The following is a 13964-nucleotide window of genomic DNA, read 5'->3' as shown; positions in this document are numbered from 1 at the left end:
TCACGCGGACCCCACCCACTCGTCGTTGCCGTCGGTGAAGACCTGGCGCTTCCAGACGGGAAGCTCGTGCTTGATCTTCTCGACCAGATGTGCGCATGCGTCGAACGCCTGAGCTCGATGGTCCGCTGAGGCCGCACGCACGATCGCGACCTCCCCTACAGCCAGGCGCCCGACGCGGTGGCTGAGCGCGACCGCGTGCACGCTGTGACTGCTGCACACGACCTCTCTCGCAACGCGGAGTGCCTCGGCATCCGCCGTCGGATGCGAGGTGTACTCCAGGCGCGAGACCTCGCGTCCGGCATCGTGGCATCGGACCCTTTCCACGAAACTGACGCACGCGCCCGCTTCACTCGTATCGACCAAGCCCTCGATCCCGGCGATGCCGAGCGGGGCGTGGCTTACGTCCGCGCGTACGATGGCGCAGTCCTTCGGGGCTTTCTGCGTCGACGAAAGGTCCAGGGCTTCCGTCTCGACTTGGGGCTTCGCCACCAACGTGACTTCCCTCCCATGCGAAAGATGAGGATCTGGTGCGGAGCCGGCGCCAACCGAGACATGATAGGCACCCGCTCCCGCGAGTGGGTCACCAGCTGAACAGGGTCGCTGCCTCGTCGTCCGGGAACAGGTGCGAGCGGATGATGAAACGCAGAAGCACACTTATTGACAGTCGATGTCGTCGGCGGGGCGGGCAACGGATTCTCACTCGAAGCTTTGCGAGGAGTAATCCAGACCCGACCGGCTTGAATCGCGCGAGCGGCCCGGTATCCGGCATTGCCGTCGCGGGTCCACACGGCCGCCCCGAGCCCGTACAAGCTGTCGTTGGCGATCTCGCCGGCCTCGTCGAGGTCGGCGAAGCGCGCGGCAGAGACCGCCGGGCCGAAGATCGCCCCCTGGGACACCCGCATCGAATTTTCACCCTCAACCACGGTGGGCTGAACGTGGCGGCGGTCGGAGAGCTCGCCCCCGAGATCGACCAGATGCCGCGGCGTATGCGCATCCACGCTATTGAGATCTCCATGCTTTCGTCATTGGCGCTCATCTACCACGGTCACCTCGATCTTCTGCCCAAAGGTTGCCGCGTGCCGTCATTCAGGCGGAATGCGCTACACAGTCCAACTGCCGCGACCCGCGCCCGGCCTCGCCAGGCGGCCGCAGATCGAGGTTGCGAGCACCTACGGCACCCCTCGATTAATTGTCGCTCGCAATCACAGACAGCATTTCGAGAGGTTTGACATTACACAGGACGCGGGCTTGCTGGTAGAGCCGGCCCCGGCGCGGTAGGACGAGCGGACCAGCGGCCCCGACATCACGCCGGCGAAGCCGAGCGACTCGGCCCGCCTGGCCCAGCTGACGAACTCGTCCGGCTTAACCCACCGTTCAACCGGATGGTGACGCGGCGTGGGCCGCAGGTACTGCGTCACGGTGAGCAGGTCGCAGCCAGCCGCGCGCAGTTGCGCCATGGTGCCGGCCACCTCGTCGTCGGTCTCCCCGAGGCCAAGGATGAGGTTCGACTTCGTGACCAGCCCGGCCGCCAGGTTGTACGAGCTGCTCGACTACGCGTCATACAACCGGTTCGACGAGCAGATATTCACTTATCGGGCCTGGCGCATCGCTGCAACGCCCTCATCAGTACAGAAACCCGCGAGGGAGCTCTTCAGGCACAGCAGCCCGAGGAGCCGACCGGCCTCCCCCACCACTGCAAGCCGACGCAGGCCAGCGGCCACCATGGCCTCGCGCGTTCGGGTCAACGGCGCGCGAGGCGATATGGTCCGGCCCGACAACGTCCCGAGAACGCAGGCAGGCTCGCCGGGAGCGGCTCCCTTGAGATCCGCACGGCTGACGGTTGTGACCAGCTGAGCACCTCGCACGAGCAGCAGCAGATGGGTCTTCGGGCTGGACTCGAACGCGGCAGCCGCCGCGGCCACCGTGAGGTTGACCGGGTGGACAGTCGGGTAACGCAGCATGGCATCCCCGACGGTCCGCGCCTCGACCCATGCGGGAATCAAACCTCCGCCACGGCCGGCACCCGCTCGATGTTCACGTACACGGCGTTCAGACCGGGACTCTGCGACAGCGGATCGATCTCCCTGTTCGGCACCAGCAGGTTCCGGTTCGTCCCGTACCTCAACGGTTCCGCCCCGCCGGAGGGATCGTAGACCCCGGATCCCCAGCCGTGCTCACAGGCGATGACGCCAGGACGCATCTCGTCCGACACTCGGGCCGGGGCGACGATGCTGCCGACCGCGCTGCGTACGCAGACACTGTCGCCGTCCATGATTCCGTACGGCGCGGCGTCCGCGGGGTGAATTTCCACCACGTTCGTCCGGGCCCGCCGGTGCAACGCAGGATTCTCGTTCAGCCACGAGTTCATCGATTCCTTCCTCCGGCGACCGATGATCTGCAGCGGAAAACCAGCAGGTGCAACGGGCGGCGGCATGCCGCACAGGCGCGCCACTTCGGCAACGAACTCGGGGACAGCAAGGGCGATGGTCTTGTGCGCCTCCGGTAGTGCGGCTTCCAGCCCACCGTACTCTTTTTCGTCGTACACCCAGCCGTGTGGATGGGCCAGAATGTCCCTCCATTTCAGACGCTTGCCGGACCTGACCAGGCCCCACTCGATCCACTTCGGCCGGAACGCCAAAGACGGCCTGCGGGTCAGTCTGGCCAGCGTGCGGGTCGCCTTGACGAAGGTGTTGAAGCCCCGCTTGCCGAACATCGGCCGGCGCATCGCCAGCGCCAGGTCGACGAAGATTTCCCACGCCTCCCGGCAACCCGGAGGCGGATCGACCACCTTGAAGCCATACTGAGTGAAGGGCCTGTCGAACAGCGAGTGCAGCAATGCCTGTAATTCGGCCCGTTCGAGCCAATGGACATCGGGCAGGATCCAGTCAGCGTGGCGGTGACTCTCACGCTGGACGAGGTCCACGACGACGAGCAGTTCGAGTGAGGCAAGAGCCTCGTCCAGCGCGGCTCCGGCTGGTCCTGAGATCACCGGGTTCCCCGCGACGATGAACATCGCCTTGATCTGGCCAGGTCCCGGTGTGCTGATCTCGTCGGCGAGTTCGGCCAGGGAGTGGAATCCCGCGACCGGCGGCAGCCCGCGGAGGCGACTGCGATGCGTGGCCGGCGGCGCGAACTTGTCCCAGAGGCTGACACCGTCCACATAGCTGCGCTCGAAGCAACGGCCGCCAGGAACGTCGATCCGTCCGGTCACGTGGTTCAGGACGTGCGAGAGCCACTCGGTGACGGTCCCGGTCACGGTCTGTGCCACGCCTGTCCGGGTCATGCAGAACGCTGTTGGCGCGGCGGCAAAGCGCCTCGCCACGTCAGCGATGAGGTCGGCCCCTACTCCGGCGTGGACGGCAAGGTGCTCGATCTCTACCCCGTCGGTCAGTTTGCGCAGCTCGGCCACCCCGGAGATCTGCGGGCGCTGGTTGGTCGCGACCCACCCGTTGTCCAGCAGTACCTTGAGGACGCCGAGAAGGAACGCCCAGTCCCCGCCGGGGCGAATCGCCACGTGGGTGGTGGCATTGGCGGCCGACTCGGTGCGCCTGGGATCGACCACGATCAGATCGGCGCCGCGCTCCTTTCCAGCCAGGATGCGGGCCCAGCCGTTCGGCACGACGTCGACCCAGTGCATGCCACTGACCTCGGGGTTGGCGCCCACCAGCAGAACGCACTCGCTCTTGTCGACGTCGGGCACCAGGGCCAGGAATGGCACGCCGTAGAGCCGCTCGCTCACGACATGCACATTGTTCTGGTCGACCGAACCGACCCAGAAGCGATTCCCCGATCCGATCGCGTCCATCAGGCCCGGGAAGAACATCGCCGTCGCCGTCGCGGTCCCCGTCGGGTTGCCGTGATACGAGCCAATTGCATCGACTCCGTCGCGTTCGATGATCTTGTTGACGCGCCCGGCGATGTCCGTGATGGCCTCGTCCCAGGTAGCCGGCTCGTAGCGATCCCCGACGCGGCGCATCGGCTGCAGCACCCTACGCGGGTGGCTCAGGATGTCGGCTGCCGTCCTTCCTTTGGCACAGAAATCCCTCCACGTATACGGATTCTCCTTGTCTGGACCGATGCGCACGATCGTGTTCGTGGCATCGTCAACCCTTGCCTTCACCCCGCAACTCGCCGCGCAGATGCGGCAGTGCGTGATGACGACCCGTTCGCCGGGCTGCTCCATGCGTCCACACTCCCTTGCGACACCCCAAGACATCTGACAAGGTTCAATGTCAGTTAACTGGGAGGGGAGAGTTTCGTCAAGGGTCGATGCCAGCGTCGGCGCAGCCCTATGGTGACGCCGCGGCCTGCCGCCGAGGGTCGCACCCGTGCCATTCCAGGTGCGACGAGGTCGCAGCCCGGTAGACCGCCACAAGGTCGGGTATCCTGGCCCGGGAACAAAGCGCCAAGTGGACGTACATGGACGTCCACTAAGATCAGCCGCGAGGCCGATCGGCGGTCGGGGTTCGCCTCCCATGCGCGCACGCCTGGTTGAGGCAGGTCAGAGCTCCGTAGCCGCTACTCCGGCGCGGGGCTCTGATCCATCCCCCAACCAATCCAGCTAAGGCCACCGATCGCGCTCCAGCCACCTCAGACACTCGGCCACTGCCATTACCCAGCAAACTCTCGGTAACCAGCGGCCAGCCCACCACGGCGAGCCCGATGACCACCGACAGCCAACGAGACGGCCCGAATCGATACTGCAATCGAACTCTTCTTGATCCCTTTTTCCTACACAGGCAGTGTTGCATCGGCGAAGTCCGCCATCACGCGGCTGCGGATCAGTCATGATCGAACGATGCGCCGACGTCGTGTCCGTCCACCGGTTCCGACGTCGGAGTTCGTCGGGTTCCGGTTCCCGCCCGAGGTGATCGTGCTGGCGTCCCGCTGGTACCTACGGTTCGCGCTGTCGTGCCGGGACGTCGAGGAGCTGCTCGCTGAGCGCGACATCGAGGTTGATCACGTAACTGTGTACCGGTGCAGAAATGGCCCTATCGCGGCCGGCAGTGCGCTCCGGGACTGGTGGCTGGCGGGCGAAGCCGGCCAGCCACCGCTCGATTCACGGCGTTGGGAGATCAGTTGCAGGTAGCGGCGTGTCCTTGAGGAATGCTGCTCGTCCAGTTCGTCGGGACCACGGCGAGGCCGTTCTGTGGGTGCAGGGCGAAGAGGCAGGATGACAGTGTTGGATTGTCGACGGCGTGCAAGGCCCCGGCCGCGTACAGGTACTGGCTGGGGGAGCCGACGGCGCGCAGCATCGTGTTCTCGGGTATCTGGGATGGTGCGTGGATCGGGTTGGTGACGTAGCCGACGGGGAGCTGGGTGTAGGTGCGCAGCCCTTCGCTGTCATAGGCGACCGCGTCGTCGTAGCTCAGTGGGAGCGCGGCCCCGCGGATGGAGATGTACTGGGCGAGCGAGCCGGTCTCGGTGAAGCGGGTGTGGTCGGGCAGGCTGCACGCGGCCTGAGGTCCGGTGGGCAGCGTGTCGGCCCAGCTTGCCGGCACCACGGCTACGCCGGGAAGGTTGAAGGCGAACACCAGGCAGGACGAGGTGGCCGGGTCACCGATTGGCTGCCGGACCCCGTTCACGAGGAGAAACTGGTCAGGTCGACCGACCGGACGGATAACGGTGGTGTTGGGCAGGGTCGCCGGAGGAAGGGGGCCGTTGTAGACACCGGTGGACCGGTTTCCTTCGGCGTCGAACGCGACCGCGTCGTTGTAGTTGATCGGCAGCGCGGCACCGCGCATCGATAGGTACTGCTGACCGGATCCGTTCCGGGTGAAGCGCGTGTTCTCTGGGGGAAGAGCGCTGCTCTGGACCGTCCCGAAGCGCCAGGCTCGCCAGTACCAGCCGGCGGGTGCGCCCGGTGCGGTCGTGGCGCGCCAGTCGGGTACTTCGGTGACGAGTCCGGCCCAGTCGGAGCGCCAGGTGCCGTTCACGTAGCCGGGCGCGTTCGACTGGACGATCGAGTAGAGGCCGCCGCCTTTGTTGGCGACGACTACGACGGTGTGGGCGAAGGACCAGTCGTTGTCTCCTCCGTTCGTGCGCTGCAGGACGTCGCCTTTCGCCGCCTCCGCGAGCGGAATCTCGACCGCTCCGGAGTTGGTGTATCCACTGTTGACACCACCAGCACCGAAGGTTCCGCCGGCGGCGGCAACCCACCGCTGCACCGATTTTATGCATTCACCGGGCTGGTTCCATCCGGTCGCCCTCCGGGTGCCGATCTCGTTCCTGCCGGCCTCCGCGACGCGGGCATTGTCGAATGCGCCGACGGCGCTGGCTGGCCGGGCTGTCGGCACCGCCACGAATATTGCCAGGGTTAGGGCGAGCAGAACGGTGCTGGCGACAGTCGTAACCGCGATTCGCTGGGGCGACCGTGGAGCACTGGACAAACATCTGGATTGGTGCGGTGCGCGTACCGTCCCGTCGGCATATGGTGAGCCGTTTGCGTTCAACTTCATCTCCCGAGGCTGGTGAGCCCCTGCGGCTGCGTGGGGCATCGCCAGCGAAACGTGAACGGACCTCTGCGGACAGGGACGGAGCTATGTCCGTGCAAGTCCGTACAACCGGCAGCCCGCTGACCAGCGCCGTGCGGCGGGGTGCATCCGTCGGCCGCCCGAGGCCTATGGTCTCGCTCAGGTGCAGGGGGCGCGGTAGGGAACGCCCGGGACGTTGCGTTCCCATTCCTCGCGTGTGATGGGGTCGCCGGAGACCGAACACACGTAGTCGATAACGCGTTCGGGATCGGTTTGCCAGAGTCGGATCACCGGATCGAGGCCGCCGGCCGCGAGAAGCTGACCGTCTGGACTGAATGCGACGGTGAGGACATCCTCGCTGGAGGCGTTCAGCGTCGCGAGTTCCTCGTGGCTGCTTGTCATTCCCCACAGTTTGATGGTGCTGTCCGTGTTGGCCGCCGCGAGTGTGCCGCCGTCGGGGCTGAACGCAATCCAGAACGGGTGACCACTCGAGGTGGTGAGTGGATCAGCCGCGGGGGTCGGCCGCTGGGGATTGGTGATGTCCCAGAGGCGCACGGTCTTGTCATCCGCGCCGGCAGCGAGAAGGTTTCCGTCCGGGCTGAACGCGACGGTGAATATGGATCCGTTCGGCTCGGTCAGCGGGGCGCCGACCGCGACTGGACGGTTCGGTCTGCTGACGTCCCACAGGCGGACTGTCGCGTCGACGCTGCCGGTCGCGAGCAGGGCGCTGTCCGGGCTGAACGCGACCTGGTAGATCAGCTGGGTGTGTCCGGTGAGGGTCGCGACCAGGCGGCTGCGGTGGGGACTGGTCACGTCCCAGAGCCGAACCGTCTTGTCGTCTCCCGCGACGGCGAGTGTTCGTCCGTCGGGGCTGAAGGCCACGGACTCGACGACCGCGGTGGAGCCCAGCAGCGGCGACCCGAGGAGCACCGGTTTACGCGGGTCGGTGATATCCCAGAGGTGGACCGGTCCTTGAAGGCTGCCGGCCGCGACGATGCGGCCGTTCGGACTGACTGCTGCCGCACCGCTGTAGGTGGTGTCCTTCTGGGCGCTGGTGATCGGCGGATTGATGGCGGAGAAGTGCCCGGAATCCGTCGCCTCGAAGAGGCGGATGGCACCGTCCGCGCCGCTGGTGGCAAGAAACCGCTGGTCCGGGGCGAACGCGACGGTGAAGACGCGGCCGGTTGGGCCGGCGAGGGTGGGAGCGGGGCGGGGCCACAGTCGGGTCGTACCGTCCGCTGCGCCCGTCACCGGCGAGCGGCCGTCACGGGCGAACGCGACAGCGGTGACCGGCTGGGGATGCGGCAGGGTCGCGGTGACCGCGCGGCTGTCGAGGTCCCACATACGTGCGTTGCCGTCCGATCCGCCGGCGAGCAGCGCGCGTCCATCCGGCGCGAACACGATGGCGTTCACGAAACTGGCGGCATCGGTCAGCGGCGCACCTGCGGCCACGGGTCGGTGGACATCGGTGATGTTCCAAAGCCAGACCCCGCTGTCAGCGCTGCCGGCGGCGAGCGTGTCACCGGAGGGACTGAACGCGACGGAGAGGACGCTGCGTGGGGGGCCGGTTATCGGCGTGCCCAGTTGGACTGGTCGCTGTGGATCGGAGACGTCGTAGAGCCACAGGGCTTTGTCTTCGCCGCCGGCCACGAGAGTGCGCCCATCCGGGGAGAAGCCGACGCTGTGCACGTCCTGTGTCGGTCCGGGCAGCCGGCTTCCGATCGGTACAGGCGGGCGGCCCGCGGGAATGCCCCAGAGGCGCACCGTCCCCGCCGCTCCACCCGAAGCCAGCATGCGACCGTCCGGGCTGAAGGAGAGGGAGTACACGGTGCTGTCGAGGGTGAGAGAGCCGCCGGGTACGGGACGGTCCGGGTCGGTCACGTCCCAGAGGTGGACGGACCGGTCCGCGCCACCGGACACGAGCACGCGTCCGTCAGGGCTGAACGCGAGAGCGAATACCGAGCCGGTGGCAGGCGGCAGGTGGGCCTCCAGCCGGGCGTGTCCTTGCGGATCAAGCTTCCAGAGGTGGATGTTCCCGTCGGTATAGCCGGCCGCGATCTGGGTGCCGTCGCGGCTGGTCGCGAGCGCCTGCCCGCCTGTGGCACCGGAACCGAGCAGGCGCGTGGCTGCCGGTATCGCCGAGGCGTCGAGCAGTCCGCCTCGTGCTTCGGCGGTCGGGGCGATCCGGTAGGCGGCAGCGTTGAGCTGCATCGCTAGGGATATGTCGCTTTCCCTGACCTGCTCGGCCCGGATGGCCACCTGGCGGGATAGGGCGAGGTCCCGCTGGTCGTGGGCCTGAGAACGCTGGTGGAACGCGTATCCCGACGACGCGCCCACGAGAAGGAGAAGGACGACGAGCGCGGCGATGGTCTGGTGTAGCCGGCGGGTCCGTCGCAGGCGCGCGGCCTCCTGCGCCAGCGCCGCTTCGACGCTCGCGTCGAGGAAGTCCGCCTCGAGCGGGCTCAGGTCGGCACGATGGGCCGGTTCGTCGGCCCATTCACGGGTCGTCGCCATGCGCGTACCCCTGTGAAGAAGGTCGGCGTCCCGCGCGGAATCAGCCCATTCACGCGCGGCGCGTGTGAGCTGACGATGAAGGAGCAGACCCGAACGATCAGCGTCGAGCCACGCCCCCAGGCGGGGCCAGGCCGTCAGCAGCGCCTCATGGGTGATCTCGACGGTCTCGGCGTCGACCGTGAGAAGCCGGTGATCGACGAACCGGTCGAGGATCTCTGTCAGTTCCCGGCTGTCCTCCTCCGGAAGACCGTCGACGATCTCCGCCCGTCGCAGTCGCCGGCGTGTGTGTGAGGCGCCCTCGTCGAGGTGTACGAGGCGGAGGAGGAGACGACGGACGACGGCCTGCTGCGCCGGAGAGAAGCCATTGAAAAGGTCTTCGGCGGTCCGCGCGACAGCTCCCTGGATGCCGCCGACCTGCTGGTAGTCGGCCACGGTCAGCGCACGGCGGGACCCACGTCGCCAGGTGGCGAGCAGAGCATGTGACAGCAGCGGCAACGCGCCCGCAGCGTGCGCCGCCGCGTCATCGTCCCACGAGGACGGGGCAACCTCCCGCAGGAGAAGCTCGACCAGCCCAGGCTCCGGATCGACGCCGAAGCACCGGGCCGGTTCCACGATCGCCCCACGCAACTCTGGTTCACCCATCGCCGGAATGATGATCGCGGACTCGGCCAGGGCTGCCGCCAGCGTCGGGAAGCGCAGCGCCTGATCGACGAAATCCGCCCGCATCGCCAGAATGACCAGCGGCGCGTACGGAACTCCGAGATCCACTTGCCTGGCCGCGATCTCATGAAGCAGCCTCACGAAGGCCTGCCGTTCCTCCGGATAGGGGCAGGCACGAAACAGCTGCTCGAACTGGTCCACGACCAGTATCAGCCGAGGCTGTCCCGCACTGGACGGGACCGGGCTGGCCTCCCGGTCCCGTCCGACAGGCCCGGCGTCAGTGCTGTCCGCAGCGCTTCCCAGCGCAACAGCCCCATCAGCCCGCCCGCGTGGATCGGCACCGCGCACGGCAGCGGACCATCCACCGATGGCCTCCGAAAGTCCACGGCGGAGCTCTCCGCAGGGATCGGGACCCGGCGTCAGGAATACATGCGGCCATAACGCCCCGTCCTCACCACGCTCCACCCCCAGGAGACTGGGTAGCAGGCCCGCGCGGAGAAAGGACGACTTCCCCGAGCCCGACGGCCCGAGAATGACGTACGGTCCGCTCGTCGATGAGGAGGTCATCCGCTGTGCGACGGACCGGACCAGCTGCTCCCGGCCGAAGAACAGTGCAGCATCATCCGAGGTGTATGTGGCGAGCCCCCGGTAGGGATCCGGACCGCCGACAGCAATCTTCCCCGGGCTCTTGCGGGCTCGCCGCAGCGCGAGCATCCATCGAGCCAGCTCGTCCGGATCCGACACTCCACAGGCTCGCAGCAGATTGGGAAGCGACTCAGCCGGCTCCATCGCGGGGAGATGACGGCCGCTGAAGTATCCGGCAACTGTCGTGTGCGGAACGCCCACTCTCTTCGCCAAATTGCGGATCGTGAGACCAGCCCGTTCTCGGAGCAGGCTCAGTTGCCGGGCGAAATCTTCCTTCGTCTTGATCGCGTCTGGATCAGGCGCGACATCGTCCAGAGACGTCTTTGTTTCAACCTCGGTCATTCTCGATTTCCCCCCGTAACGCGTGCGCCAGCGCGGCAAATCGCACCCAGCCGCACCAAGTCCATCGATCATAGCCGTACAGTGCTAGCTTGAACGCTAAGCGTGACAGGTTGGTGTAGGGCTTCATGTACCACTCGGCGCGGCACTGTTGCGATGCGGAGGAGCTGGGCGTGCCAGCGGCCCGGGCGTCTGCTGGTCAGATGGCTACAACGAGTTCGGTGAACGCGGCTGCCAGCCTCAGCCGCGGGTGGATGTCGATCCCGAGTTCGTAGTGACCGCGGTGGATGTTCTAGACGAGGGCGTGTCCGGCGCTGATGGTCTGGACGGATCGGAGGCGCTTCAGCCCGCGCATCGGCCGGAGTCGTGCTTTGAGTCGGCTGTGGTCGTCGAGTAGGGCCGCCGCGTTCCAGCGGCGGCCCCCACTTTAGAACCGTGCGGGCGCGTTGTTCCCGCACACGGCTCAGGCAGCCCCGTTGGGGGCGTGGGTGTTGCGTCGGCGTCCGGTGCCGGTGTAGAACACGGCCGCCGCGACAGCCCCGGTTTGACGCACCAGAGCCGCCACGTTGTTCTCTGGCAGAATGCCGACAGCGCAGTGCGCGTCATCGGCCGATTACACTTGCCGCACAATGACGGGCATACGGGGCATACAGGGTGGGGCGAGCGTCGCCTCGCCACAGCATGATTGACCGGGACCAGGTAGCTGCGGCGTTACCCGGCTACGTTCTGGGCGCTCAGCTGGGACGGGGTTCGTTCGGGCTGGTCGTGGCCGCGGAGGACAAGCGCATCGGCCGCTCGGTGGCGGTCAAGGTGATACCGGCCGACGGTGGGGACGCCGCCTCGGCCGTGGACTTCGCCGCCGAGGCGCGGGTACTCGCGGCGTTGGATCATCCGCATCTGGTGCGCGCTTACCACTACGTGGAGGCCGAGGGGCTCTGCCTGGTCGTGATGGAACTGCTCGCCGGTGGTACCCTGACCCGCCGACGTGCGGACATGAGCCCTCAGCAGTCCTGCGCGGTCGGCTTGGCGGTGGCCAGCGCTCTCGAACACGCTCATGATCGCGGCGTGTTACATCGAGACATCAAAGGCGACAACATCCTGTTCGCCGCCGACAACACGGTGAAAGTCACCGACTTCGGCATCGCGAAGCTGCTCGAGGGATCGGGGGCCACCGCCAGTGGAATGGCCGGAACCCCGATGTACATGGCCCCCGAACAGATCGAGGCAGGCCGGCTCGGCCCGGCTACCGACCTGTACGCGCTCGGGGTGGTCCTCTACCAGCTCCTTGCGGGCCGGTCTCCTTTCGACCCGCGTCTCTCCCTTGGAGCCCTGGTCCGCCAGCATCTGACCGAACCGCCACCGCCTCTGGACGGTGTTCCTCCGGATATCGCCCAGGTCGTACTTCGTGCTCTTGCGAAGAAGCCCGACGACCGCCACCCCGACGCCCACACCTTCGCGGTCGATCTCGCGCGTGCCGCGGCCGGCGTGTACGGACCAGGCTGGATTGCCGCTACCGGACTGCCGCTCCACCTCGACACAACCGTCCGCGATGCCACCGAGGTCCCGCCTGCTTCCGGCCGCACCGACTGCTGCACGCCCACCACCGAGGACGAGCCAGGCGATGCTCTCCTCCAGCCGCCGCGCACCCGCTGGCGACGGACTCTGAGCGGACTGGCCATCCTGGTCACAGCAGCTGTCCTGGCCCTGCTCCTGCTCCCCGACGGGTCATCGCGGCCGAGCACCGCCTCCCCACAGGCCACCCCGAAGGCCACCCGGCAGGAGACTTCAAGCACCGAGACCGAGGCGCAGAAGAGGTCCCGCCTGCTGGCCGCCGCGGCGGTGGACAACAGCGCCGACCAGCCCGATCTCGCCCGCAGGCTTGCCATCGCCGCCTATCGCACAGCCCCCACCCCCGAAGCCGGGGCCAGCGCCCTCAGGGCGCTCGCCCCTGACCAGCCCCTCGCCTCTTTCGGTGACCTACTTACCCGCGTGGCGTTCAGCCCGGACAGCACGCTACTTGCCACGACCACCATGGGTGAAACCATCCGCCTGTGGGAGGCATCCGCCCGGGGCCACCACACCGATCCGTTGGCGACCTTCACCACGGACCGTGACAACAGCGGGCTGCAGGCCCTCGCCATCAGCCCTGATGGCACCTTGCTGGCGGCAGGTGACTTCGACGGCACGACGCGGCTGTGGAAAACCGGCGACCGGGGCAAGGATGTCCGGCCGGTGGCCACGCTGACAGATCATGCGGACGATATCGTGACCGTGGTCTTCGGCAAGGACAGTACGTTGCTGGCGGTCGCGAGCAACGACGGTCTCACACGGCTGTGGAACACCGCCACCCACGAGGTGCTCGCGGTTTTCGTCAGCCATACCACCCGCCTGGCGGAAACCGTGATGTTCAGCCACGATGGCACGTTGCTGGCGACTGGAGGCGACGACGGCGTCACCCGCCTGTGGAGCACCGCGGACCGTGGGGAGAACACCCGGCCACTCGCCACCGTCCAAGGCAACGACGCTGTCCTCAGCTCCGACGGCAAATGGTTGGCCACCAGCTCTTCCAGTGGAACCACCCGCCTGTGGAGCACCACAATCCGCGGGGAGAACACCCGGCCACTCGCCACCGTCCAAGGCAACGACGCTGTCCTCAGCTCCGACGGCAAGTGGCTGGCCACCAGCTCTTCCAGTGGAACCACCCGCCTGTGGAGCACCGCAGACCGCGGCGAGTACACCCGGCCACTCGCCACCATCCCAGGCGATAACGCGAGCTTCAGCCCGGACAGCAGACTCCTCACGACCGAACAAGGCGTGCAGAGCGGCGAGAGCTACAACACGGCCGTGCTGGCATGGAGCACCGCCGCCCGTGGCCAGCAGACCCAGCCCCTCGCCACCTTCGCCACCAGCGGCGGACCGCTGGCCATCGATCTGGCCTTCGCCCCAGACAGCAGGCTGCTCGCCGTCGTCTCCGCCGACGCCCTCATGTTCCTGTGGGACGTGGACCCCGACCACCTCACCGAGACTGCCTGCGCCGACGAGGCCAACCAGCTCACCGCAGCCGAGTGGACCGCAGTGCTGCCCACCGCCCCCTACACCCGGCCATGCCCGTGACGGACCCCGGGCGGGACGCACCACCGACGCCGTCAATCTTCTGGAACGGGGCCGTCGCCGACTCCGCGCGGGTGCTCGGCGACGAACACCCGAGCACGGTTGCGGCGGCCGGTGTATTGCGGGCGTGGCAGGCCGAGACCAGTCCAGCGAAAGCGACGGATCTCGGCCGCAGCTCTTCTCGTGATCAGGCTGCTGCCGGCCCCCGCGGCCGTCTTCGAG

The 13964-nt window shown here is 67.4% G+C and carries 6 protein-coding genes and 4 pseudogenes; 2 read left to right on the top strand and 8 right to left on the bottom strand.

Features of this window, described 5'->3' with window-relative positions:
* From ACG83_RS30370 to ACG83_RS30355, 5 genes and pseudogenes are all read right to left on the bottom strand, one after another.
* Positions 1 to 489, bottom strand: coding sequence for a molybdenum cofactor biosynthesis protein MoaE (locus ACG83_RS30370; RefSeq protein WP_235498289.1), 489 nt, complete (start codon positions 487 to 489; stop codon positions 1 to 3).
* Positions 399 to 968 (bottom strand): annotated as a pseudogene (locus tag ACG83_RS43060) (aldehyde dehydrogenase family protein); the annotation flags it as partial. The pseudogene ACG83_RS43060 and the gene ACG83_RS30370, both read right to left, overlap by 91 nt.
* Before the next feature lie 217 nt (positions 969 to 1185).
* Positions 1186 to 1526, bottom strand: a pseudogene (locus ACG83_RS30365) (lipoyl synthase); the annotation flags it as partial.
* A 63-nt stretch (positions 1527 to 1589) separates the two neighbouring features.
* Positions 1590 to 1961: a CBS domain-containing protein gene (locus ACG83_RS30360; protein WP_152991566.1), complete on the bottom strand. Its 372-nt coding sequence runs from the start codon at positions 1959 to 1961 to the stop codon at positions 1590 to 1592.
* Between the two features lie 38 nt (positions 1962 to 1999).
* Positions 2000 to 4183 (bottom strand): molybdopterin-dependent oxidoreductase, encoded by a 2184-nt coding sequence (locus ACG83_RS30355; protein WP_054569697.1) that lies wholly within the window; start codon positions 4181 to 4183, stop codon positions 2000 to 2002.
* 615 nt (positions 4184 to 4798) lie between these two features.
* Here ACG83_RS30355 and ACG83_RS30350 point away from each other — a divergent pair.
* Positions 4799 to 4978 (top strand): annotated as a pseudogene (locus tag ACG83_RS30350) (IS6 family transposase); the annotation flags it as partial.
* Positions 4979 to 5075: 97 nt separating this feature from the next.
* Here ACG83_RS30350 and ACG83_RS30345 read toward each other — a convergent pair.
* From ACG83_RS30345 to ACG83_RS44680, 3 genes and pseudogenes are all read right to left on the bottom strand, one after another.
* Positions 5076 to 6167 (bottom strand): hypothetical protein, encoded by a 1092-nt coding sequence (locus ACG83_RS30345; RefSeq protein ID WP_161934810.1) that lies wholly within the window; start codon positions 6165 to 6167, stop codon positions 5076 to 5078.
* A gap of 465 nt (positions 6168 to 6632) precedes the next feature.
* Positions 6633 to 10634, bottom strand: a complete 4002-nt coding sequence (locus tag ACG83_RS30340; protein ID WP_161934726.1) for a helix-turn-helix domain-containing protein — start codon at positions 10632 to 10634, stop codon at positions 6633 to 6635.
* Positions 10635 to 10830: 196 nt separating this feature from the next.
* A pseudogene (locus ACG83_RS44680) lies at positions 10831 to 11019 on the bottom strand (DDE-type integrase/transposase/recombinase); the annotation flags it as partial.
* Between the two features lie 293 nt (positions 11020 to 11312).
* On the opposite strand from ACG83_RS44680, the gene ACG83_RS30335 reads away from it, so the two are divergent.
* Positions 11313 to 13745: a WD40 repeat domain-containing serine/threonine protein kinase gene (locus tag ACG83_RS30335; RefSeq protein WP_054569695.1), complete on the top strand. Its 2433-nt coding sequence runs from the start codon at positions 11313 to 11315 to the stop codon at positions 13743 to 13745.
* The last annotated feature ends 219 nt before the right edge of the window (positions 13746 to 13964 follow it).

Origin of the sequence: Frankia sp. R43, assembly GCF_001306465.1 — a bacterium.
Classification (GTDB): Bacteria; Actinomycetota; Actinomycetes; order Frankiales; family Frankiaceae; genus Parafrankia; species Parafrankia irregularis.
Note: the sequence above shows the minus strand (reverse complement) of the source record. Positions and strands in the feature narration are given on the sequence as shown.

Bases quoted from the DNA above. Each gene is read 5' to 3' on its own strand.
- ACG83_RS30355 (WP_054569697.1), bottom strand. From the start codon at position 4,183: ATGGAGCAGCCCGGCGAACGGGTCGTCATCACGCACTGCCGCATCTGC.
- ACG83_RS30340 (WP_161934726.1), bottom strand. From the start codon at position 10,634: ATGACCGAGGTTGAAACAAAGACGTCTCTGGACGATGTCGCGCCTGAT.
- ACG83_RS30360 (WP_152991566.1), bottom strand. From the start codon at position 1,961: ATGCTGCGTTACCCGACTGTCCACCCGGTCAACCTCACGGTGGCCGCG.
- ACG83_RS30335 (WP_054569695.1), top strand. From the start codon at position 11,313: ATGATTGACCGGGACCAGGTAGCTGCGGCGTTACCCGGCTACGTTCTG.